This is a genomic window from Sphingomonas sp. CARO-RG-8B-R24-01 (assembly GCF_022662295.1).
Lineage (GTDB): Bacteria > Pseudomonadota > Alphaproteobacteria > Sphingomonadales > Sphingomonadaceae > Sphingomonas.
The window spans coordinates 192,589-214,059 of sequence record NZ_JAKNQI010000008.1 but is presented as its reverse complement, the minus strand read 5'-3'; the positions used below and the strand labels follow the sequence as shown (position 1 = coordinate 214,059).

Here is a 21,471-nt window from a genome sequence, read left to right as displayed (position 1 = left end):
CTTTATATGCGTGTTCCGGTCGCCCCGGTCCGCGCCCAGACGAGGGTTTCACTAAATGCGCGCATCGTTTCTCTTCACTTCCGAGTCGGTCTCGGAAGGTCATCCCGACAAGGTCGCCGACCAGATTTCGGACACCATCGTCGACCTGTTCCTCAGCAAAGACCCGCAGGCGCGCATCGCGTGCGAGACGCTGACCACGACCAACCTCGTCGTCCTCGCGGGCGAGATCCGCTGCAAGGGCGTGTACGAGAACGGCGCATGGGCTGATGGCGCGCTCGAGGAGATCGAGGACGCCGTGCGCAACACCGTTCGCGAGATCGGTTATGAGCAGTCGGGCTTCCACTGGGAGAACTTCCGCTTCGAGAACAACCTCCACGGCCAGTCCGCCGAGATCGCGATGGGCGTCGACGAGGGCGCGAACAAGGATGAGGGTGCCGGCGACCAGGGTATCATGTTCGGCTATGCGACCGACGAGACCCCGGGCCTGATGCCCGCCACGCTCTATTACAGCCACAAGATCCTGCAGCAGATGGCGGCAGACCGGCACTCGGGTGCGGCACCGTTCCTCGAGCCCGACGCCAAGAGCCAGGTCACGCTCGAGTACAAGGACGAGAAGCCGGTCCGCGCGACCGCGCTGGTCGTCTCGACCCAGCACAAGGCGGGCTATTGCCTTCAGGGCGACAACGCCAACCCGGCGCTGTACGAGGAACTCCGCAGCTACGTCGCCGGCGTGATGAAGGACACGTTGCCCGAGGGGTTCGTGACCGATGCGACCAAGATCTACATCAACCCGACCGGTGCGTTCGAGATCGGCGGTCCGGACGGCGATGCTGGCGTGACGGGTCGCAAGATCATCGTTGACACTTACGGCGGTGCTGCCCCGCACGGCGGCGGCGCGTTCTCGGGCAAGGATCCGACCAAGGTCGATCGCTCGGCAGCGTATGTCTCGCGCTATCTCGCGAAGAACGTCGTCGCGGCGGGCCTTGCGCGTCGCTGCACGATCCAGCTGAGCTATGCGATCGGCATTGCCGAGCCGCTGTCGCTTTATGTCGACCTGCACGGCACGGGCACGGTGCCTGAGTCGAAGATCGAGGAAGTGCTCCCGCAGCTCGTCCGCCTGACCCCCAAGGGCATCCGCGAGCACCTCAAGCTCAACGCGCCGATCTACAAGCGTACCGCGGCCTACGGCCACTTCGGGCGCGAGCCCGATGCGGATGGCTTCACCTGGGAAAAGACCGATCTGGTCGACGCGCTCAAGGCCGCCGTCGCCTGATCGCTATCGGGCGCGGCACATGCCGCGCCCGAGACCTTGCGAGGCCGGATCGCGGCCTAGCGTGGACTACCGGAAAACACCGACGGATCGAATCGCGCGGGCAAGACCCGTTCGGCTTGCCCGGAGCGATCTTCCATTGCCGCGACCGCCTGTTCGCTGTCGGGTTGCAGCGTGAACCGCATGTCGTCCGCCAGATAGGCGACGACCGGCGTATCAGCCGGCAGGCGACCGCTGGTGCCGTGAATGAACAGCATCGGCCACGCCACCACAACGCCGCCGCCGATCGCGAGCAAGGCCTGGTCGAGACCCTTTCGTGCGGCCCGGCCGGAGAGCCGCACCGGCCCGCTCGGTGTCTGAACGTAGTTCAGGCGGACGTCCAACTGGCCGCGCTTGCCAAAATACCCGTTCTTTTCGGACCGCATGACTTCGCCGACCGCGAGGGATCCCGCCGGAACGACCACCTGTCCTCGGTAGACCACGGGTTCCGCGACTTCGAGGTAGAAGCGGTCGCCTGCCTGATTGTCCTTGGTATTCAGCTCGGTCCGCGTCTTCAGGTGAAGCGCGGTGCCCATCGGGAAGTAAGCCGTGCGCCCGGTTGCGGCAACTGGCGCGGACCATTGCACGACGTCCTGCGCCACCGCACCGACCGGGGATACAGCAGCGAGCACGACGCACGTCCAGACACTGGCTTTCATCACATTCCCCTTCATCTTCAGGGGGAAGCTAGCGCCGTGGTGTTGCACCCGGCTTAGCGCAGATGGTAAATCCCGGCTTTAGGATCATGGCTCCAGCCATCAGCCATCAGCCAGCCGCAGCACGCCGCGCTTACCGCCGCCGTCGCTTGAGCGCTCCCAGCAGCGCCGCCTCCGCGACCCGCACGGCGGCGCTCGCCGCGCGCTGCGCGACGAAGCCCACGGCGGCCCCCGCGACGGTATCGAGGATATAATGTTTCCCGCGCGGCATCTGCACCGCTGCCACCCCGCTGGCCAGCGCATAGGCCGGCACGCCCAGCACCGGCACATCCTTCGCCAGCGCGCCCGCGACCGCCACGGCACCCGCAGTGTGCCCCGAGGGGAACGAGCTCTCGTCGTGATCCTTGCTGTCGCCAGGCTTGAAGTCGTGCTTGCCCGTGGCGATCGCCTTCGCGGGCCGTGTGCGATCGACCGAGCGCTTGATGATCGACTTGATGCCGGTCGCCACCACCTCGCTCGCCAGCATGCGCGCGCCCGTGCGCAGCATCACCGGCTGGCGCAGCGCCGCGCCGACCACCATCGTTCCCACGCCGAGCAGCAGCAACGGCGGCTGGTCCGCGCCTTCGCTGAGCTTGCCGAGGGCCTTGACGGCGGGCTGGTCCCGGTGTTGCGCCGCCTCGTGCGTCGCCTTGCGATCGGCTTTCGCCAGCTTCTTCGTGGCCTTGCTCATTGTGCTCATCGTCCTGCGTCTCCGACTGTGCCAAACCGAACGGGCGAGCCCGTGGTTCGGTCCATCGCCGCGCTCACGCGCCTTGCTCGCGCACCTGCGCATGCGCCAGCACCGCGAACAACCCGGCCCCGCCGAACAAATTGCCGAGCACCGCGGGAACGAGGAACGACAGCACCCCGCCGACCCCGATCTTGCCGGTCCATAGCAACAGGAACGCCTCGCTCGATCCGACGACCGAATGGCTGAAGCCGCCGATTGCCACGACATAGACGATCCCGAAGATCACCAGGAACGCCTGCTCGCGCGCGTTGGGTAGCGACCAGGCGACGATCGCGATCAGGAACCCCGCGGGCACGGCGTTGAAGAACGTCTCGAGCACGCCATGTTCGGTGATCTTCATCGACACCTCGATCATCCCGGCATCGAGCGACGCATCCCCCAGGCCGAGCCCCGCAAATGCACCGGTCGACAGCGCCGTACCGATGCAATTGGCGAGCAGCACCACCGCCCATAGCCGCAGCGTGCGCCCTAGCGCATCCCACGACGGTGTCGTGACGAGCGGCAGCATCGCCGTCACGGTACTCTCGGTAAAGAGCTGCATGCGCCCAAGAATCACCATCACGAACCCGATCGGATAGCCGAGCGCGATCAGCAGCGGGCGCGTCGGCCCTGGTGGAACGTGCGACGCGATCGCGCCCTCCGCGATCAGCGACGCCGTCACCGCAAGCCCGGCCGCGACCCCGGACCAGAACAGGGCGCTGACCGGGCGTTCGAGCTCCTCCTGCCCTTCCTCGCGCACTGCACGGTGCAGTTCCTGCGCATTGGCGGCCTTCAGTTCCTCGACGCTTCCGGCATCCTGCTCCTGCGTTTCGTCCTGCTGGTTCGCGTCCGCCATGATAGTCCGTTTCCTCGTTGCCGCAGGGTAACGACAGGCTCGGGACTTTGCTCCCGTCGCATCCCGCGCTACACGCCCGCCCGATGACCGATCCGATGACGACACGCCGCCTCTATGGCCGGCGCCAGGGCCACAAACTGCGGCTGGGCCAGGCCGACCTGGTCGAAACGCTGCTTCCGCAGATCAGCGTGCCGACCGATGGCCCGCTCGACGCGACGACGCTGTTCGGCGCGGACCGCCCGCTCGAGGTCGAGATCGGCTTCGGCGCGGGCGAGCATCTCGCCGGGCAGGCGGGGATGCGACCGGATACCGGGTTCATCGGCTGCGAACCGTTCCTCAACGGCGTGGTTGGCGCGCTCGCGCATATCCGCGACGATGGCCTCGACAACGTTCGGATCCACATGGGCGACGCGCTCGACGTGGTGGAGCGGCTCCCGGATTCATCGCTGTCGCGCCTGTATCTGTTGCACCCCGATCCGTGGCGCAAGGCGCGCCATGCCAAGCGTCGGATGGTCAACCACGGCCCGCTCGATCTGATCGCGGCGAAGCTCAAGCCCGGCTGCGAGTTCCGGCTCGGCACCGACGACCCGACCTATTGCCGCTGGGCGATGATGGTGATGGGGCAGCGCCGCGACTTCGAGTGGACCGCGCAGGGTCCCGCCGATTTCCTGATCCGTCCCGACGACTGGCCCGAGACGCGCTACGAACGCAAGGCGCGGCGGCAGGGGCGTGAGGTCTGGTACTTCCGGTATCTGCGGGTCTGATCCCAATCGGGCGGCCCCGGCCACGTTCCTGCAGAACGCCCGCTACCGCTTGCGCGACCGCCCCTTCGTCATCAAGTCCGGCTTGGGCGGTGGTGTCCACCCCTCGGGCGGGGTCATGCGCTGCTGGCTCGACCCTAGCCCCATCGCGCCGGGTTGTTGCCGCACCAGCCCCGCCGTATCCGCGTCTGCCGCGTCCTGCGTATCCGCCCCGCCGCGCACCAGGCTGATCCGGTCGCGCAACCGCCGCGCCTCTTCGAAATCAAGTGCGGCGGCCGCCGCTTCCATTTGTTCCTGAAGGTCCTCGAGCTCGCTCATCCTCCTTCAACGCCGGACGCCCGCATCCGCTCCCCGGGTTGCGTCGGCGCACCGCATTGCGCACAACGGCCCGGATGAATCCCTATCCCGCCGTCACCACGATCGCCCAGACGATCCAGCTCTCGCTCTCCCCCGTGTTCATGCTCGCCGGTATCGGTGCGTTGCTCAACGTGCTGGCCGGGCGCCTGTCGCGCGTCGTCGATCGCGCGCGCGCGCTGGAGGCGCTGCACCCTGCCTCGCAGGGCCCCGAGCACGACCGTCACGTGTGGGAGTTGCGGTTGCTCGACCGACGGATGATCGTCATCAACGCAGCCCTGGTGCTCGCGGTGTCCAGCGCGGTGATGACGTGCCTGGTGGTGGCGCTGCTGTTCGTGGCCGAACTGGTGAAGCTGCATATCGGGACGATGGTCGCGGTGTCGTTCATCCTTGCGATGGGCTTGCTGATCGCGTCGCTCATCTCGTTTCTGTTCGAAGTGCGGATGTCGCTGATCGCGATCCACATCCGGCCGGAACTGCTGGAGAAGTAAGGACCGCACCGTTGCCCGTTGGAAGCGGACGAACGGACGGATCGGGTTGGCCGCCGCTTGGCCGCACACCGGTCGGCGCGGTCCCCCCGCAGCGCCCTACCGCGTGCCGGCCAGCCCCGGCCCGGCATCGGTTGTCGCAAGATAGCGCGGCGCGACGCGCGCCTTGGCCGCCTGTTCGAACACATAGCCCGCGTTGAGCACGGTCTGGTCGCCCCAGCGCGTCGCAATGAACGACAACCCGACCGGAACCCCACGCACCAGGCCCATCGGCACGGTCAGATGCGGATAGCCCGAGATCGCCGGTAGTTCGCTTGCGCTCGGTCCGTTGAATGTGTCGCCATAGACCGTGTCGGACAGCCACGGCATGCCGTAAGTCGGGGCGACGATCAGCGTGGCCTGCGCCTTGGCGAGCAGCGCGTCGATCCCCTCGGTCCGCGACAGTCGCAGCGACTTGGCTCGCGCGCCGAGATATTCGGCGTCGGCCAACCCCCGCGTCTTGGCGGCCGCAAGGAACGTCTCCTGCAGGAAGAACGGCATTTCGGTGGCGGCATTGGCGGAGTCGAACGCGATCACCTGGTCCAGCGTCCGGGTCTGGACCGTTTTCGGCGTCGTCGTGAGATAGGCGTCGAGATCCGCCTTGAGTTCGGTCTGCAGCACCAGCGATTCGGCATCGCCCAGCCCATCGAGCTTCGGGCTGTCGACATCGACCAGCACCGCGCCCTGTGCCTTCAGCACCGCCAGCGAGGCTTCATAGCGCGTCCTCAGCATCTCGGGCATGTCGGGGCGGAGCACGGCAACGCGGACGCCCGATAACGACGCGGTGGCGAGCGGCGCGACGAAATCGTGAATGTGCGCCTTGCTCTCGCGGGTCGCCGCGTCGTCCGGATCGACCCCGACCATCGCGTTGAACAGCAGCGCCGCGTCGCGCACGCTCCGGGCCATCGGGCCGGGCGTATCCTGGCTATGGCTGATCGGGACGACATGCGTCCGGCTGACCATGCCGAGCGTCGGCTTCAGGCCGACCAGCCCGTTCATCGACGATGGGCAGACGACCGACCCGTCGGTCTCGGTCCCGATCGCGACGGCCGCGAGGCTCGCCGCGACCGCCGCGCCCGATCCGCTCGACGAGCCGCACGACGTCCGGTCGAGCGCATAGGGGTTGCGCACCAGCCCTCCGACCGCGCTCCACCCGCTGATCGAATGGGTCGAGCGAATGTTGGCCCATTCGCTGAGGTTGGTCTTGCCGAGGATTACTGCGCCCTGCCGGCGCAGGGCGGCCACCACCGGCGCATCCCGGCCGGTGACATTGTCCTTGAGCGCAAGGCTGCCCGCGGTCGTCGCGATCGGATCCTTGGTTTCGATATTGTCCTTGATCAGGACCGGGATACCATCGAGCGGGCCGAGCGGCTTGCCGGCCCTGCGGCGGGCGTCGCTTGCCTTCGCCTGGGCGAGCGCATCGGGGTTGGTCGCGATGACCGCGCGCAGCGTCGGGCCGGTCCGGTCGATCGCGGCAATTCTGGCGAGATAGGCTTGGGTGATGGCGACGCTGCTCGCCCCCTGCGCCATCTGCGCCCGCAGCGCGTCGATCGACTGTTCCTCGATGATGGGGCCCGGCTGCTGCGCCGGCAGCGCCGCCGGACTCATCACCAACGCCGCGACTACCGCCCGCATCCTCATTGCCCGTCATCCCCTCTTGATCTTCGAAGAGGCTGATCATGCTGGATTGTCTGCCGCACAACAAGCGGCTGTCGCGCAGTGCCGCGCCAGAAATGAAAAGAGGCTGCCGGGGGTCTTCACGACACCCCGGCAACCTCCTGACATGGTCAGCGGCCGGAAGCTCCAGCTTGGGAGACCATGCGAACCACTAGTACCTCGATGCGGCGGCTACGTTGTCTGGGGGAAGATACCCCCCGTGCCCACGATCGAAGGGGTTTCCCCCAAAGGCCTAGCGGTGCGTCCCCCGAACGAACTGAACCGACCCCTTTGCTGAACCATGAGACATCGGATCACCTCCTTTCGCTAGTTGAAACGGCGTGACCTGCGGTGGTCACGACTCGTGTTTGAATCATATATTTTTGCGAAACAAGTCTTGTAATGTTCGCGAGAATCACCGATTCTCCTCCGCCTGCCCGAAGCATGCCCGCAGCGGCATCCGATCAGCGACGGCAATCCTCCGTGACCCGTGCGATTTCGGCCCAGGCGGGCACGACCAGCGTCGCAGCGCCCGCCTGTTCCACGATAAAACGCCCACGACTGAACACCATCGCGTCGAGCAACGGATCCCGCGCAGTCAGGCGGGCGGCGACATACGCGGGCGCGCCAAGTGGCCCTGCGCTGGTCGGCTGGACCGGCAAGCTTCGCGCGATCGACGACGTCCGCACGGTGAGCGGCGTACCGCCCGCCCCTTGCCGCGACAGATAGAGTGTTCCGCTCGCCGCGTCGCAGTGCAGGGTCAGCACGGCGTTGGCGCCGGTCGCCCCGAACAGCGCAGTCGATCCGCCCTGCTCCTGGCGATACACCCAATCGCCCGTCGTGACCGGCCAGTCGCGCCAGTCGGTGCTGGCTGGCGGCACGGGACGGGGAACCACGGCGGGTCGGGCGACGGGTGCCGGCGCCGGGCGCGGCGCGACGGGCTTGGCCACGCACCCCGCGAGAACCACCAGTGCAACCAAGGGGATAGTGTTACGCATCCGCGGTCTATGCGCGATGCGCGCCGCCCGCTCAACCGCAACGCCCGCGCCGCCCCGCGTTTTCAACCCGTCCAACCTCAAAGCCACGCGGAACCGGGAGCACCCTAGCGCCGTTACGCCCGCGAACTGTAGGGATTGATCCATGTCACAAACCGAACCGACCCAGCTGCTGCTCCAGTCCAACAAGAGCGACACCATGCAGGTGCGCAGCCGCGACGGCGACAAGATCGGTTCGGTCTTCTCGTTGATGGTCAACAAGCGCAGCGGCCAGACGATCTACGCGGTGCTGACGATCGGCGGCTTCCTGGGCATGGGCAAGGCGTTCTACCCGCTGCCCTTCTCGCTGCTCCAGTTCGACCCGGTCAACGACACCTATATCGTGACGATCGACCGCCGCGTCCTTGAAGGCGGCCCGAGCTGGGCCAGCAACGCACCGGCATTCGACCAGGCCTATGCCGATCGCGTGTCGAAATATTACGACGTGGCGAGCGAGGACCTTTCGGTCGGTTAAGCCGCGCGGGGGACGATCCGGTCAAGCGCGCCATTGAGGGCGCGCTTGGCCTCGACGATTTCGTAGCGATCTTGCAATCGCAGGAAGAATCCTTCGGACATCCTGAAATAGCGCGCGAGACGCAGGTCCAATTCTGCGTCCATCGGGCACGTACCGTCTATCACGGCGGTGATCCGCTCCGGGCTTACCTCGATAGCAGTGGCCAGCCTTTCAACGCTGAGCGCTTCGGGCTCCAAAAATTCGCTTACCAGCAATTGCCCGGCGTGTTCGTTTTCAAGCCAGTCCGGATCAGTGATAGTCAACGATTGCGACGTCATATGCGTCTCCGTTCTTCCAGACGAAGCATATACGCCATTGGTCATTGATGGAAATGGAATGCTGCCCGGCGCGATCGCCGGTAAGGCGATGCAGCCGGTTTCCGCGTAGATTTCCAAGTTCTTCCAACGAATTCGCAGAATCTAGCAGCGTCAAACGGCGCATGGCTCGTAGCTGAATCTCGGACGGCAGTCGGCGGCTGAATTCCCGGTTCCATATACGCTCGGCATCAGCTGAAGCGAAAGTTCTTATCATGGCGTCGTCTCCGTCGGACACGGCAAAACTCACGCCAAGATTTCGTTTATAAGGGTCCGTTCGATAGCCTCGCAAGCGATCTTACGCCGCGTCATCCGTGGCAACCGTCGACTTCGCGCGAACTTCGAACCCTCTAATCACCGCGCCCGTCGCGAACTCCCCGCCATTCCAGCCCGCATCTTCTGGCTCTTGCCATAGCGCGTCTTGCGCGTCCCCGGCTTGCCCTCGTTCGAGCGCCCCATGATCGGCAACTTCTGCTGCTCGACCGGAAGCCCGAGCTCTTCCTGCTCGAGCTGCCGGATCTCGTCGCGCAGCCGCCCGGCGGTCTCGAACTCCAGATCCGCCGCCGCCGCGCGCATCTTCTTCTCGAGATCCTCGATATACGCGCGCAGGTTGTGGCCGACCATGTGCGGCCGGTCCTCGTCGATTTCCACGGTGACCTGATCGCGGCTCGACACGTCCTGGATGATGTCGCCGATGTTGCGCTTGATCGTCGTCGGCGTGATGCCGTGTTCCTCGTTATACGCGCGCTGCTTTTCGCGACGGCGCTCGGTCTCGTTCATCGCGCGCTCCATCGAGCCGGTGATGCGGTCGGCATACAGGATCACGCGCCCGTCGACGTTGCGCGCCGCGCGACCGATCGTCTGGATCAGCGAGGTTTCGGAGCGCAGGAAGCCTTCCTTGTCCGCATCGAGGATCGCGACCAGCCCGCACTCGGGAATATCGAGCCCCTCGCGCAACAGGTTGATCCCGATCAGCACGTCGTACACGCCAAGACGCAAGTCGCGGATCAGCTCGATACGCTCAAGCGTCTCGACGTCGCTGTGCATGTAGCGGACGCGCAGGCCCGCCTCGTGCATGAACTCGGTCAGATCCTCCGCCATGCGCTTGGTCAGCGTCGTCACAAGGGTACGATAGCCGAGCTCGGCGGTCTTGCGCGCCTCGACGATCAGGTCCTGCACCTGTTCCTCGACCGGCTTGATCTCGATGGGAGGGTCGATCAGCCCGGTTGGGCGAATGACCTGCTCGGCGAACACGCCGCCGGTCTGCTCCATTTCCCATGCGCCTGGCGTCGCCGAGACATAGGTCGTCTGCGGGCGCATCGCCTCCCATTCGTTGAAGCGCAAAGGCCGGTTGTCGATCGCCGAGGGCAGACGAAAACCATATTCGGCGAGCGTCAGTTTGCGGCGGTGATCGCCGCGCGACATGCCGTTGATCTGGCCGATCGTCTGGTGGCTCTCGTCGACGAACAGCAACGAATTCTCAGGCAGATATTCGAACAAAGTGGGTGGCGGCTCGCCCGGCATCCGTCCGGTCAGGAAGCGCGAGTAATTCTCGATCCCCGCGCAGGACCCGGTCGCCGCGATCATCTCGAGATCGAAATTAGTGCGTTGCTCAAGCCGCTGCGCCTCGAGCAGCTTGCCCTCGGGCACCAGCTCCTTGAGCCGCTCCTGCAGCTCGAACTTGATCGCTTCCATCGCCTGCTTGAGCGTCGGCCCCGGCGTCACATAGTGCGAATTGGCGTAGATGCGGATGTAACCGAGGCTCGCGACCTTCTTGCCGGTCAGCGGATCGAACTCGACGATATCCTCGATCTCGTCGCCGAAGAACGACACGCGCCACGCGGTGTCGTCATAATGCGAGGGGAAGATCTCGAGCGCATCGCCGCGCACGCGGAAATTGCCGCGCTGGAACGCCGCGTCGTTACGCTTGTACTGGAGCGCGACGAGCTTGCGCACGATCTCGCGCTGGTCGACGGTCTGGCCCTTCTTGAGGTCGAAGATCATCGCCGAATAGGTCTCGACCGAACCGATGCCGTACAGGCACGACACCGACGCGACGATGATCACGTCGTCACGCTCGAGCAGCGAGCGGGTCGCGGCATGGCGCATCCGGTCGATCGCCTCGTTGGTCGAGCTTTCCTTCTCGATATACGTGTCCGACCGTGCGACATAGGCCTCGGGCTGATAGTAATCATAGTAACTGACGAAATACTCGACCGCATTCTCCGGGAAGAACGACTTCATTTCCCCGTAAAGCTGCGCCGCGAGGATCTTGTTGGGCGCGAGGATCAGCGCGGGGCGCTGCACCGCCTCGATCACCTTCGCCATGGTGAAGGTCTTGCCCGAACCCGTGACACCCAGCAGCACCTGGTCGCGCTCGCCCGCCTCGGTCTGCGCGACGAGCTCGGCGATCGCGGTTGGCTGGTCGCCCGCCGCGGTATAGTCCGAGACGAGCTTGAACTTTTTGCCCCCTTCCGCCTTGGGCGGACGCGCCGGACGGTGGGGGACGAAGCTGACCCCGGTTTCGGGTTCATCGAGCGTGGTGCGAATCTGGATTGCCATCACGCAGCAATATGGGAAGGGATGCGGCAACAGACAATCGTGCCCGGCCGCGTGTCGCGTACGGCGCATCGGGGAAATTGCATGACGCTTCATCGTATAGCGACGCTCGCGCTCCCGATCCTCGCGGTCGCGGCGTGCTCGCCCGAGCAGGTGATCAAGCGTGAACCCGGCAGCTGGACGCAAAAGGTCCAGATCCTCCGTCTCGAGGGCAAGGGCGCGACACCGCAGGTCAAGGCGCAGATGCAAGCGATGTTCGACGCGATGGCGGGCATGGCGATCTGCCTGACCCCCGAGGCGGCCGCCAAGGAGGATCTCGCACAGACGATGGAGCAGATCGGCCCGCGCGGGAAGAACTGCAAGATCGGCAAACGCGACGAGACCGGCGCGACGGTCGGGCTCAGCGCGGTCTGCCCGCAGGAGGGCGGCGGGACGGTCAAGCTCAGCGTCACCGGCACCAACGCGACCGGCGACCGCGACATGACGATGAAGTCGGAAGGCTTCGACGCCAAGGGCGTGGCGGAAGGCGTGATGGAAATGCGCGTCCACGCCGTCCGCAGCGGACCGTGCAAGGCCGGTGACATTACGCCGCCGGCGACCCCGGCGGTGAAGAACTGACACGGACACGAACGGCGCCCCCCCCCTCCGTCACCCCGGCGAAGGCCGGGGCCGTCCGGTTAGCCTGGCGCGGCGGGACGACGGAATGCTGTATCGCCGGGCACGCCACGCAACATGGTGGCCCCGGCCTTCGCCGGGGGGACGGGAGGGGGCTCGCCTTCGCTAGAAAACAAGACGTCAGGGCAACGTCCGCACCGCCGCCGGCAGACGCTCGACAATCTCGATCCGGTCGATCGGAGCAACAGGCACACGCCCAACATACGGCGCAATCACCCGAGGTTCCCCAAGCGGCACCGTCCCGAACCCCAGCACCCCCGCCGCCCGTGTCACCCCCGCGAGCAACCGCGGCGGCGTATCATACGCTTCGGACGACAGATGGAACGTCCCCCAGTGGATCCCGATCCCCGTCGACGCGCCCAACCGGCGATAGACTTCGGCAGCGTCGATCGGCCCGATATGGCTCCCCGACACCATCTGCCCCGGCGCGAAGCGGAACGCGCCGATCGGGAGCAGCGCGAGCCGCACCGGCCCATAGCTTGCCGCCGCATTCGCCCAGGTCAGGTCACCCGGCCCGGTATCGCCCGCGAAAAACACGTTGCCGCCCGCCAACCGCACCACGAACGCCGACCACAAGGCGCGGTTGCGATCCCCGAACCAGCGGCTGCCCCAGTGATGGTTGCGCGTCACGATCACGTCGACCCCGGGCTTGACCGCAATCCGCCCGCCCCAGTCGAGCGCATGCGACGGAACGCCCGCTTGCCGGATCACGCTGTCATTACCCAGGCTGGTGACGATCAGCGGATGATCGCGCGTCCACAGCCGTTTGAGCGTCGCGAGATCGAGATGGTCGTAATGATCGTGACTGATCAGCACGACATCGATCTTCGGCAGCTTTCCGAACGCGATCCCCGGTTTGGCGACCCGCGCCGGCCCGATGCCGAGCGGACCCGCGGTCTTGCTCCACACCGGATCGGTCAGGATGTTGAGCCCCTGCGTCTGGACCAGCACCGTCGCATGCCCGACCCAGGTCGCGACCATCGCCTGCCCCGCGACACGCTGCGGCGGTGCGACCGGATGGATTGCGACGTGGTCGGGCCATTTCGGGCGTCCGTCGCTGCCCGTCAGGTAACGCCACAGGAAGCCGGCGCGGTTGCCGGCCATCTCGTCCTGCTCGCCGTCCGGATTATAGAAACGCTGCCCGTCGAAATGCCCGCCCGCCGCGCCGCGATAATAACGCGCGTCGAGAAAGCGCGGTACGATCGTCAGCGCGAGGCACAGCAGGATGACGATCCAAAGAAGGGCCGTGCCGATGCTTTTCGCGGCGCTTCGAAGGGTCAAGGGCAGGCCTTTGCAAAGGGAGGGGCGGGATGATGAAGTGCAGTCCCTAACTATCGCCAGGCTTGGTCGATCCGTCACCCCGGCGAAGGCCGGGGCCGCCACGTTATGGTTCGCGACCTCGATCACACATCGTCCGAGTCAACATGGCGGCGCCGGCCTTCGCCGGGGTGACGGTCATTTGTGCAGCGTATCCCACAGATCATCCCAGTTCGGATTGGCTTCGGCGATCAGCCGCAATTTCCAGGCCCGATTCCAGTCTTTCAGCCGCTTCTCCCGGAGGATCGCATCCTCGATCCGGTCGTGCACCTCGACCAGCACGAGCCGTTTACAGTCCCACTTCATGGCGAATGCAGCCCCCCGCCCCTCCCGATGCGCCTGAATCCGCAACAGGTCTGCCGTGACGCCGATGTACAGCACACCGAACGGCCGATTGGTCATGATATAGGTATAGCCCCCCACGCCCCGCCCCCGCGATGCCATGGTCGGGTTTTACCGCTTCTCCCTATCCCCGTCACCCCGGCGAAGGCCGGGGCCGCGAGGTTGTCGCGGATGACATGTGATCGAGGGAGCCAAACCATAACGTGGCGGCCCCGGCCTTCGCCGGGGTGACGAGATTACCGAAAACCGTCCCTGCCCAGCCAAGGCATCACGCCGGCAACAACCCCTCCCGCGCGATCTTCTCCTTCCACACCAGCGGCGCGAGCTGGTGGACGTTTGCGCCTGACGAATCGACCGCGACCGTCACCGGGAAATCGACCACCTCGAACTCGTAGATCGCCTCCATGCCGAGATCCTCGAACCCGACGACCTTCGAACCCTTGATCGCGCGCGCGACGAGATACGCCGCCCCGCCGACCGCCATCAGATAGGCGCTCTTGCCCTCGGCGATCGCCTTGGTCGCATCGGGCCCGCGCTCGGCCTTGCCGACCATTGCGAGCAGCCCCTGGTCGAGCATCATCCGCGTGAACTTGTCCATCCGCGTCGCGGTGGTGGGGCCAGCCGGGCCGACCACTTCCTCTCCGACCGGATCGACCGGCCCGACATAATAGATCACGCGGCCCTTGAACTCGACCGGCAGCGGCTCGCCCGCGTCGAGCATGTCCTTGATCCGCTTGTGCGCGGCATCGCGGCCCGTCAGCATCTTGCCGTTGAGCAGCAGCCGGTCGCCCTGCTTCCAGCCCTGCACGTCGGCCGGCGTCAGCGTGTCGAGATCGACGCGGATCGCGGCCTGGTCGGGCACCCAGTGGACGTCGGGCCACTCGTCGAGCTTCGGCGTCTCGAGATACGCCGGCCCGCTGCCGTCGAGCGTGAAATGCGCGTGGCGCGTCGCGGCGCAATTGGGGATCATCGCGACCGGCTTGCCCGCGGCGTGGCACGGCGCGTCCATGATCTTGACGTCGAGGATGGTCGACAGCCCGCCCAGCCCCTGCGCGCCGATGCCGAGCGCGTTGACTTTGTCGAAGATCTCGATCCGCAACGCCTCGATGTCGGTCTTCGGGCCACGGGCTTTCAGGGGCCCCATGTCGATCGGCTCCATCAGCGCCTGCTTGGCGAGCAGCATGCAATGTTCCGCGGTCCCGCCGATGCCGATGCCGAGCATCCCCGGCGGGCACCAGCCTGCGCCCATCTGCGGGAGCATCTCGAGCACCCAGTCGACGATCGAATCGCTCGGGTTCATCATCTTGAACTTGGACTTGTTCTCGCTCCCGCCGCCCTTCGCCGCGACGTCGACCGAGACGCGCGATCCCGGCACCATTTCGACGTGGAGCACCGACGGCGTATTGTCCTTGGTGTTGCGGCGGGTGAAGGCGGGGTCCGCGAGGATCGATGCGCGCAGCTTGTTCTCGGGGTTGAGGTACGCAAGCCGCACGCCCTCGTCGACGACTTGCTGGAGCGAGCGGCTGGTGTCGTCGAGCCGGCAGTCCATCCCCCATTTGACGAAGACGTTGACGATTCCCGTATCCTGGCAGATCGGGCGATGCCCTTCGGCGCACATCCGCGAGTTGGTCAGGATCTGCGCGATCGCGTCTTTCGCGGCGGGGCCCTGCTCCGCCTCATAGGCCGCGCCGAGCGCGCGGATATAATCCATCGGGTGATAGAAACTGATGAATTGCAGCGCGTCGGCGACGCTTTCGATCAGGTCGGCTTCGCGGATAATCGTGGACATAAGCGCTTCCCGTACTGGCGTTTGCCCAGCCTTATGCCGCGAAAAGCCCGTCGCCAAGCCGCCCGCGCCGCGCGACCGACTTCGTTAACCACCTCCTGCAAGGCAAAATGCAAGGATCGTCGGGTAGAGACACCTTGATGCGTATCAGTATAACCCCCTTTCGCGCACTCGGCGTCGCATTTGCGGCGCTGTGGACCGACCTGTCGCCCAGCACGACCGAGTCCGAGGGGCACCGCGACGCCTTGCGCCAACAATTGCGGCAGCTCTGCGCCACCTGGCCGTTCGCGGTGACCGTCGCGGTTGCAGCACCGCTACTGGTCGCGTGGACCGCGTGGGACGGGGGTGCGACCGGCGTTCTGATCGTCGCCATCGCCAGCGGCATCGCCATAACCGCATCGGGGACGGTACTGCTCGCGACGTTGCGCCACGATGCGGCGCGTCGCTGGCCGCCGCACGTGAAGGTCCGACTCGCGACGCTGCTTGGCGCGATCGGCGCGGCCGCGGTGCTCGCCCTGCTGTTTGCGACCGACCTGCTGCCGCCCGGGCCTTTGCGCATGGCCAGTTCCGCCACCACCATCGCCGCGATGATCGTGATGGTCATCGCTCTGTACCCGGTGCGCGCCGCAACGATCGGGTTCGGCGTGGGCCTGCTGGCGACGCTGGCGGTGCAGGACTTTTTCGGGATTGCCTGGTGGATCGGCCTGCTGGTGCTGCTGACGCTGACCGGCGCGACCTATCGACTCGCGCTGTTCGAGCGGAGCGCGGTCGCGCTGCGGGACCTCGACCAGGCGCAGGGTCGCATGGCGACCCGCCTCGTCGCCGAATTCGAGACGCATTCGAGCGGCTGGTTCTGGCAGACCAACAGCGAGGGCGAGGTGACCTATCTTACCGCCAAGGTCGCCCAGGAACTCGACGTGCCCGACGCCCCCGCGATCGGTGCGCCCTTGTCGCGCCTGTTCCGGATGGACAGCGCGCTACCCGAAACCGAGCGGACACTCGCCTTTCACCTGTCGTCGCGCACCGCCTTTTCCAATTATTCGGTCCGCCCGGCGAGCCGCGCCAAGCTGGAGCGATGGTGGTCGATGTCGGGGCGCCCGATTTTCGACGAGGACGGCATCTTCCTGGGATTCGTCGGCAGCGGCAGCGACCTGACCGAACGGCGCCGCGCGGATGCCGAGATCACCCGGCTCGCGCTGTTCGACAGTCTGACCGGGCTCGCCAACCGTCAGCGATTGCGCCTGTCGCTCGACCAGATGCTGGCGCATCCGGCGGCGGCGCAACGGATGACCAGCCTGTTCCTGCTCGACCTCGATCGTTTCAAGGCGGTAAACGACACGTTGGGGCACCAGATGGGCGACGCCCTGCTCAAGCAGGTTGCGCAGCGGCTGCAGCGGACGATCGGCGAAGCAGGCCTCGTCGGTCGGCTCGGCGGCGACGAGTTTCAGGTGATCCTGCCGGGTCATGCCGCGCGCGAGGATCTGACCGACCTTGCCCGCCGCGTTATCTTCGACCTGTCGCAACCCTATTCGATCGAGGGATCGGCGATCAGTATCGGCTGCTCGATCGGCGTTGCGATCGCGCCGCAGGACGGCGCGGATTCCGAAACGCTGGTCCGCAACGCCGATCTCGCGCTTTACGCCGCCAAGGGGGACGGTCGCGGCATCCACCGCTTCTTCCGCGACGAATTGCTGGTGGGCGCGCAGAGCCGCAAGCAGCTCGAGGATGACCTGCGACAGGCGCTCGTCGGCGACCAGTTCTACCTCGCCTATCAACCTGTGGTCGATACGCGGTCCGAGCGGATCGTCGGATACGAGGCGCTGCTGCGCTGGGAACATCCGACGCGCGGACTGGTCAGTCCGTCCGAGTTCGTCCCCGTCGCCGAGGATTGCGGGCTGATCGAGTCGATCGGCGAATGGGTATTGCGCACCGCGTGCATCGAGGCGGCAGGATGGCCGGGGGATGTCCGCGTCGCGGTCAACGTCTCGCCGATCCAGTTCGCCAATACCTCCTTGCCATCGCTCGTCACCTCGGCGCTCGCCAAATCGGGGATCGCGCCGCATCGGCTCGAACTCGAAATCACCGAAGGCGTCTTCCTCAATGAGAGCGCCGCGTCGGAACAGATGTTCAAGACACTGAAAGGGTGTGGCGTGCGGCTTGCCCTGGATGATTTCGGGACCGGCTATTCGTCGCTCGGCTATCTGAAAAAGGCGCCGTTCGACAAGATCAAGATCGACCAGAGCTTCGTCAAGGGTGCGACCATCGCGGGCAATCGCAACGCCGCGATCATCCGCGCGATCGTGTCGCTGGCCGAGGCGCTGGGCATGGACACCACGGCCGAGGGTGTCGAGAATCGTGACGAGATCACGCTGATCCGCGCGCTCGGGTGCAGCCACATCCAGGGCTATGTCTATGGCAAGCCCGCGCGCGCGGCGGACGTGCTGCAGCAGTTGGCGGTGGGCGGCGGGATGGCGACTGCGAGCGGCTTCCAGATCACCCGCAACCCGCGCACCGCGATGCTGCGCCACGCGCGGATCCAGGCCGGTGCCGTCTCGGGCGAGGTACGGATCCGCAACATCTCGTCGACCGGCGTGATGGTCGAGGGGATCGAGGTCGATGCGGGATCGGCCGACCTCGATGTGCTGATCGAATTGCTCGAGGACCAGATGTTCCCTGCCAAGCTGCGCTGGGCCGCGGATGGCCGCGCGGGTCTGGAATTCGCCGAGACCTTCAATCTGGAACGGCTCGCCGCGCCAAGCGTGCCGACGTCAGCGCGCAAGGCGGGATAAGGCTGCGCGGGAAGGGCGGGCCGCGCGCGGTTATCGCGCGGCCCGGTCGTTTACTTGCTTGCCGTCACGGTTGCGGTCGTCCGCGCAGCCGCGGGCGCAGCCGGCGCCACGGCGGGCGTCGCCCCCGGGGTTGCGTTAGGCGCAGCGGCCGGCGGTGGCGGCGGTGCGGCATCCTGCGCGCCGGGGCCATCGGGGCCGTCCGGTCCACCCGGGCCGCCGGGGCCATCAGGACCACCGCGCCCGTGCGGGCCACGCGGCCCACCCGGTCCACCGCGCGGCGGCATCGGGCGGAGCGCGGTGACCTTGCCGTCGGCACCGACCAGGAACGAGGCGTGCAGCATGCTGCGCCCGAAGCGCCCCTGCACGCTGACGGTCTGCCCGACCGCGACGAGGCCGGTTCCGTCGACCTGCCGCCCGCCCTCGACCAGCGTCCGCCCGGTGCCATCGGCAAGGATGAACATCGGGCCATAGGTCTCCGCGATCTTGCCGCGTACCGTGACGACGCTGCCGGTATCGCTGAGGCTCCGGATCGCGACGGGCTTGATCGGCGCCATCTCGACCGATGGTGCGGTCATCTGCGCGACGGTCGCGCCGCCGCCGACGCCGACCGCGACCAGCGCTGCGGCGATCAGCGCGCCGCGGGTCGAGATCGTGCGGCGCGGTGCGGTGTGTGTTTCTTCGGTCATGGTCATGCTCCTTCGGTTGGTATGCAGCCTTCTACCGAGTCGTCCCCCCGGCCCACTGAACCTTGTGGTTCAGATTGGGTTTAGCGCAGGGAGATAGCCGCAATGTTGCTGCGGCATCCGGTCCCGACCGCACGAGAGAGAGAGCTGCACAATGCGTATCCTGCTGGTCGAGGACGACAGCGCGCTCGCCGACGCGACCGCCAAGGCGCTGCGCGCCGAGCATTTCGCGGTCGACGTCGCAGCCAATGGCGAGGACGGCGCACATCTCGGCGACACCGAAAGCTATGATGCGGCGGTGCTCGACCTTGGCTTGCCGCTCAAGTCGGGCATCGCCGTGCTCGAGGAATGGCGTGCGGCCGGGCGCGTGCTCCCGGTGCTGATCCTTACCGCGCGCGATGGCTGGTCCGAAAAGGTCGCCGGGTTTCGCGCCGGCGCGGACGATTATCTGACCAAGCCGTTCCGGATCGAGGAACTGGTGATGCGGTTGCGCGCGCTGGTGCGCCGCTCGGCCGGGCATGCGTCGGCGCGAATCGTGTGCGGGCCGATCACCTTCGACGCGCAGACCGGGCAGGTCGAGCGCGACGGGCTGCCGCTACGGCTTACCGCGCTCGAATGGCGGGTGCTGTCGACGCTGATGCTGCGCAAGGGCGTGGTGGTCGAGCGGCTCGACCTGATGGAGCATATCTATGAGGGCGATGCCGATCCCGATTCGAACTCGCTCGAGGTGATCGTCGGACGTCTGCGCAAGAAGATCGGCGCGGACCTGATCGAAACGGTGCGCGGGCGCGGCTATCGGATCGTGGCAGCGTGAGCGCGCCCAGTCCCCCCTTCTGCCGTCATGCTGAACTCGTTTCAGCATCCACCGCGCTACAATGGCGGACAGCCGGTGTCGGACGGTGGACCCTGAAACGAGTTCAGGGTGACGCCGGGAAGAGGGGAAGCCTACCCGCCTACCCCTGCCGAGCAACCGCGTGACCCTCCTCCCGCGCTCGCTCTACGGACGCCTGCTCGTCACCGCGCTCGTCGCGACGCTCGCGGCGCTCGCCTTCGCTGCGCTGACGATCGGCGCGGTGCTCGACCGGTTCGTGATGCAGGGCCTCGACGACCGGCTGGATTCGCAGATCGCGATCCTGGCGCAGGCGGTTGGCCCGGACGGGCGCATCGATCGCAGCCGCCTGATCCTTGCGGCTCCCTATGACGATCCCGCGAACGGCTGGGGCTGGCGGGTCGACGCCGGCGGCAAGACGATCGCTTCCCCCGCGCCGCCCAATATCGATGCGATGCACGCGCCCTGGACCGCGTTGCCCCCGCCGCCGCCGCCGGGCGAGAATCCAGACGCGCTGCGACCCGCCGACCGCCATCCGGACCGCGCCCGCGCGCTGGACTGGCGCGACGGCAACGGCCGTCGCCATGCGCGCAGCCTGACGCTCGCGACGCCGGCGGGCGAGGTGCGCATCACCGCCTCCGCCCCGCGCGCGATCGTCGACCGGCCGCTGCGTGCCGCTATGGCGCCGCTGCTCGGATCGCTGCTGCTGCTGGGGCTCGCACTGGGCGCGGCGACGCTGGTGCAGCTGCGCGTTGGGCTCGCCCCGCTTGGGCGGATGCGCGCGGGCCTCGCGGCGGTACGAACCGGCCGCGCCACCGCCATTCCCGAAGACCAGCCGCGCGAGCTCGCCCCGCTTGCCAGCGAGATCAACGCGCTGCTCGGCGAGAATGCCGCCGCGCTCGCCAATGCGCGCGGGCATGTCGCCAATCTCGCGCACGGCCTCAAGACTCCGCTCGCGACGCTTGCCCTGTCGGTCCGCCCGCACGATCCGGACGGGACGCTCGGCGCGCAGATCGCGCGGATCGACCAGGCCGTGCGCCATCATCTCGGGCGCGCGCGCGCCGCAACCCCGGGGGTCGCGTCGCGCGTCGCTACCTCGCTCAGCGACGTCGTCGCGGATCTCGCCGCTGCGCTCGCGCGGATCCACGCCGAGCGCGGCATTACCGCCGACGTCGCGATCAATCCGGAGCTCGCGGTCGCGGTCGACCGGCAGGACCTCGACGAACTGATCGGCAACCTGCTCGACAATGGCTGGCGCTGGGCCGCCGCCCGAATCGTCGTCCGCGCCACGCAGGGCGCGGACGACCGGTTCGTCGTGCTGACGATCGAGGATGACGGCCCGGGCATCCCCGAGGCTACCCGTACCGCCGCGCTTTCGGCGGGACAGCGGCTCGACGAACGCGGCGACGGGCACGGCTTCGGGTTGTCGATCGCGACCGAACTGGCGAATCTGTATGGCGGCACGTTGACGCTCGATACCGCGACGATCGGGGGGCTCGCGGTCCACGTCACGCTCCCGGTCGGCTTCGCCGATCCGGCATGAAATAAATGTCACGTTCCCTGTTCGGCCTCTTGCCTTTCCGCAACGCCAGCTTTGACCGCGCGTCGCTGGCCATAAGTCACATTCGACGCCCGCCAGCCGCTGGAAAATAGCGACGAACCGAGTCCCCGAACTGTCATTTAGGATATTGCGTCGTGGACGCGATCGGCACAATCTGTAGGGGTAAGGTTCGGGGGCGAA

At 66.8% G+C, this 21,471-nt stretch carries 21 protein-coding genes; 8 read left to right on the top strand and 13 right to left on the bottom strand.

What is annotated here, in order from left to right:
* The first annotated feature begins 55 nt into the window (after positions 1-55).
* Positions 56-1,273 carry a methionine adenosyltransferase gene (gene metK / locus L8G49_RS16355; RefSeq protein ID WP_242186786.1) on the top strand — a complete coding sequence of 406 codons (1,218 nt, stop codon included), beginning with the start codon at positions 56-58 and terminating at the stop codon, positions 1,271-1,273.
* A 56-nt stretch (positions 1,274-1,329) separates the two neighbouring features.
* On the opposite strand, the gene L8G49_RS16350 is transcribed toward metK, so the two are convergent.
* From L8G49_RS16350 to L8G49_RS16340, 3 genes are all read right to left on the bottom strand, one after another.
* On the bottom strand, positions 1,330-1,968 hold the full coding sequence (locus L8G49_RS16350; RefSeq protein WP_242138426.1) for a hypothetical protein: 639 nt from the start codon (positions 1,966-1,968) through the stop codon (positions 1,330-1,332).
* Between the two features lie 130 nt (positions 1,969-2,098).
* Complete coding sequence (locus L8G49_RS16345) at positions 2,099-2,695, bottom strand: phosphatase PAP2 family protein (RefSeq protein WP_242186785.1); 597 nt, start codon at positions 2,693-2,695, stop codon at positions 2,099-2,101.
* A 73-nt stretch (positions 2,696-2,768) separates the two neighbouring features.
* A complete protein-coding gene (locus tag L8G49_RS16340) occupies positions 2,769-3,590 on the bottom strand; it encodes a formate/nitrite transporter family protein (protein ID WP_242138424.1) in 822 nt (273 codons plus the stop codon).
* Positions 3,591-3,673: 83 nt separating this feature from the next.
* Here L8G49_RS16340 and L8G49_RS16335 point away from each other — a divergent pair, with 83 nt between their 5' ends.
* Entirely contained in the window at positions 3,674-4,354 is a 681-nt protein-coding gene (locus L8G49_RS16335) for a tRNA (guanine(46)-N(7))-methyltransferase TrmB (protein ID WP_242186784.1), read from the top strand.
* Between the two features lie 42 nt (positions 4,355-4,396).
* On the opposite strand, the gene L8G49_RS16330 is transcribed toward L8G49_RS16335, so the two are convergent.
* Positions 4,397-4,669 (bottom strand): UvrB/UvrC motif-containing protein, encoded by a 273-nt coding sequence (locus L8G49_RS16330; protein WP_242138422.1) that lies wholly within the window; start codon positions 4,667-4,669, stop codon positions 4,397-4,399.
* A gap of 74 nt (positions 4,670-4,743) precedes the next feature.
* Between L8G49_RS16330 and L8G49_RS16325 the strand changes: the two genes are divergently transcribed.
* Positions 4,744-5,196, top strand: coding sequence for a DUF2721 domain-containing protein (locus L8G49_RS16325; RefSeq protein WP_242138421.1), 453 nt, complete (start codon positions 4,744-4,746; stop codon positions 5,194-5,196).
* A gap of 96 nt (positions 5,197-5,292) precedes the next feature.
* On the opposite strand, the gene L8G49_RS16320 is transcribed toward L8G49_RS16325, so the two are convergent.
* Together L8G49_RS16320 and L8G49_RS16315 are read right to left on the bottom strand one after the other, a co-directional pair.
* A complete protein-coding gene (locus L8G49_RS16320) occupies positions 5,293-6,867 on the bottom strand; it encodes an amidase (RefSeq protein WP_242186833.1) in 1,575 nt (524 codons plus the stop codon).
* 485 nt (positions 6,868-7,352) lie between these two features.
* Positions 7,353-7,886 carry a hypothetical protein gene (locus L8G49_RS16315; protein WP_242186783.1) on the bottom strand — a complete coding sequence of 178 codons (534 nt, stop codon included), beginning with the start codon at positions 7,884-7,886 and terminating at the stop codon, positions 7,353-7,355.
* Positions 7,887-8,028: 142 nt separating this feature from the next.
* Between L8G49_RS16315 and L8G49_RS16310 the strand changes: the two genes are divergently transcribed.
* The gene (locus L8G49_RS16310) at positions 8,029-8,397 is read left to right on the top strand and encodes a PRC-barrel domain-containing protein (RefSeq protein ID WP_242138419.1); all 369 of its coding nucleotides are present in this window, start codon (positions 8,029-8,031) and stop codon (positions 8,395-8,397) included.
* Here the strand turns inward: L8G49_RS16310 and L8G49_RS16305 are convergent.
* From L8G49_RS16305 to uvrB, 3 genes are all read right to left on the bottom strand, one after another.
* Positions 8,394-8,714, bottom strand: a complete 321-nt coding sequence (locus tag L8G49_RS16305) for a HigA family addiction module antitoxin (RefSeq protein ID WP_347272076.1) — start codon at positions 8,712-8,714, stop codon at positions 8,394-8,396. The genes L8G49_RS16310 and L8G49_RS16305 overlap by 4 nt on opposite strands.
* Complete coding sequence (locus L8G49_RS16300) at positions 8,686-8,967, bottom strand: type II toxin-antitoxin system RelE/ParE family toxin (RefSeq protein ID WP_242186832.1); 282 nt, start codon at positions 8,965-8,967, stop codon at positions 8,686-8,688. The genes L8G49_RS16305 and L8G49_RS16300 overlap by 29 nt, the downstream gene beginning before the upstream one ends.
* Before the next feature lie 137 nt (positions 8,968-9,104).
* Positions 9,105-11,312, bottom strand: coding sequence for an excinuclease ABC subunit UvrB (uvrB, locus tag L8G49_RS16295; protein WP_242186782.1), 2,208 nt, complete (start codon positions 11,310-11,312; stop codon positions 9,105-9,107).
* Between the two features lie 81 nt (positions 11,313-11,393).
* On the opposite strand from uvrB, the gene L8G49_RS16290 reads away from it, so the two are divergent.
* Positions 11,394-11,927, top strand: a complete 534-nt coding sequence (locus L8G49_RS16290) for a DUF3617 family protein (protein ID WP_242186781.1) — start codon at positions 11,394-11,396, stop codon at positions 11,925-11,927.
* Positions 11,928-12,104: 177 nt separating this feature from the next.
* On the opposite strand, the gene L8G49_RS16285 is transcribed toward L8G49_RS16290, so the two are convergent.
* From L8G49_RS16285 to L8G49_RS16275, 3 genes are all read right to left on the bottom strand, one after another.
* The gene (locus L8G49_RS16285) at positions 12,105-13,265 is read right to left on the bottom strand and encodes an MBL fold metallo-hydrolase (protein ID WP_242186780.1); all 1,161 of its coding nucleotides are present in this window, start codon (positions 13,263-13,265) and stop codon (positions 12,105-12,107) included.
* 174 nt (positions 13,266-13,439) lie between these two features.
* Positions 13,440-13,724 carry a GIY-YIG nuclease family protein gene (locus tag L8G49_RS16280; protein ID WP_242186831.1) on the bottom strand — a complete coding sequence of 95 codons (285 nt, stop codon included), beginning with the start codon at positions 13,722-13,724 and terminating at the stop codon, positions 13,440-13,442.
* Positions 13,725-13,911: 187 nt separating this feature from the next.
* Entirely contained in the window at positions 13,912-15,432 is a 1,521-nt protein-coding gene (locus L8G49_RS16275) for a fumarate hydratase (protein WP_242186779.1), read from the bottom strand.
* A gap of 137 nt (positions 15,433-15,569) precedes the next feature.
* Here L8G49_RS16275 and L8G49_RS16270 point away from each other — a divergent pair, with 137 nt between their 5' ends.
* Positions 15,570-18,218 (top strand): EAL domain-containing protein, encoded by a 2,649-nt coding sequence (locus L8G49_RS16270; protein WP_242186778.1) that lies wholly within the window; start codon positions 15,570-15,572, stop codon positions 18,216-18,218.
* A gap of 50 nt (positions 18,219-18,268) precedes the next feature.
* On the opposite strand, the gene L8G49_RS16265 is transcribed toward L8G49_RS16270, so the two are convergent.
* A complete protein-coding gene (locus L8G49_RS16265; RefSeq protein WP_242186777.1) occupies positions 18,269-18,904 on the bottom strand; it encodes a hypothetical protein in 636 nt (211 codons plus the stop codon).
* 151 nt (positions 18,905-19,055) lie between these two features.
* On the opposite strand from L8G49_RS16265, the gene L8G49_RS16260 reads away from it, so the two are divergent.
* Both L8G49_RS16260 and L8G49_RS16255 read left to right on the top strand, forming a co-directional pair.
* Positions 19,056-19,715, top strand: a complete 660-nt coding sequence (locus L8G49_RS16260) for a response regulator transcription factor (protein WP_242138411.1) — start codon at positions 19,056-19,058, stop codon at positions 19,713-19,715.
* A 160-nt stretch (positions 19,716-19,875) separates the two neighbouring features.
* Complete coding sequence (locus tag L8G49_RS16255) at positions 19,876-21,273, top strand: HAMP domain-containing sensor histidine kinase (RefSeq protein ID WP_242186776.1); 1,398 nt, start codon at positions 19,876-19,878, stop codon at positions 21,271-21,273.
* The last annotated feature ends 198 nt before the right edge of the window (positions 21,274-21,471 follow it).

Excerpts from the sequence above, each read along its gene's own strand:
- metK (WP_242186786.1), top strand. The coding sequence starts at position 56 with ATGCGCGCATCGTTTCTCTTCACTTCCGAGTCGGTCTCGGAAGGTCAT.
- L8G49_RS16265 (WP_242186777.1), bottom strand. The coding sequence starts at position 18,904 with ATGACCGAAGAAACACACACCGCACCGCGCCGCACGATCTCGACCCGC.
- L8G49_RS16290 (WP_242186781.1), top strand. The coding sequence starts at position 11,394 with ATGACGCTTCATCGTATAGCGACGCTCGCGCTCCCGATCCTCGCGGTC.
- L8G49_RS16310 (WP_242138419.1), top strand. The coding sequence starts at position 8,029 with ATGTCACAAACCGAACCGACCCAGCTGCTGCTCCAGTCCAACAAGAGC.
- L8G49_RS16275 (WP_242186779.1), bottom strand. The coding sequence starts at position 15,432 with ATGTCCACGATTATCCGCGAAGCCGACCTGATCGAAAGCGTCGCCGAC.
- L8G49_RS16300 (WP_242186832.1), bottom strand. The coding sequence starts at position 8,967 with ATGATAAGAACTTTCGCTTCAGCTGATGCCGAGCGTATATGGAACCGG.
- L8G49_RS16335 (WP_242186784.1), top strand. The coding sequence starts at position 3,674 with ATGACCGATCCGATGACGACACGCCGCCTCTATGGCCGGCGCCAGGGC.
- L8G49_RS16320 (WP_242186833.1), bottom strand. The coding sequence starts at position 6,867 with ATGCGGGCGGTAGTCGCGGCGTTGGTGATGAGTCCGGCGGCGCTGCCG.
- L8G49_RS16345 (WP_242186785.1), bottom strand. The coding sequence starts at position 2,695 with ATGAGCAAGGCCACGAAGAAGCTGGCGAAAGCCGATCGCAAGGCGACG.
- L8G49_RS16350 (WP_242138426.1), bottom strand. The coding sequence starts at position 1,968 with ATGAAAGCCAGTGTCTGGACGTGCGTCGTGCTCGCTGCTGTATCCCCG.
- L8G49_RS16330 (WP_242138422.1), bottom strand. The coding sequence starts at position 4,669 with ATGAGCGAGCTCGAGGACCTTCAGGAACAAATGGAAGCGGCGGCCGCC.
- L8G49_RS16315 (WP_242186783.1), bottom strand. The coding sequence starts at position 7,886 with ATGCGTAACACTATCCCCTTGGTTGCACTGGTGGTTCTCGCGGGGTGC.
- L8G49_RS16325 (WP_242138421.1), top strand. The coding sequence starts at position 4,744 with ATGAATCCCTATCCCGCCGTCACCACGATCGCCCAGACGATCCAGCTC.
- L8G49_RS16260 (WP_242138411.1), top strand. The coding sequence starts at position 19,056 with ATGCGTATCCTGCTGGTCGAGGACGACAGCGCGCTCGCCGACGCGACC.
- L8G49_RS16340 (WP_242138424.1), bottom strand. The coding sequence starts at position 3,590 with ATGGCGGACGCGAACCAGCAGGACGAAACGCAGGAGCAGGATGCCGGA.
- L8G49_RS16305 (WP_347272076.1), bottom strand. The coding sequence starts at position 8,714 with ATGACGTCGCAATCGTTGACTATCACTGATCCGGACTGGCTTGAAAAC.
- uvrB (WP_242186782.1), bottom strand. The coding sequence starts at position 11,312 with ATGGCAATCCAGATTCGCACCACGCTCGATGAACCCGAAACCGGGGTC.
- L8G49_RS16270 (WP_242186778.1), top strand. The coding sequence starts at position 15,570 with ATGCGTATCAGTATAACCCCCTTTCGCGCACTCGGCGTCGCATTTGCG.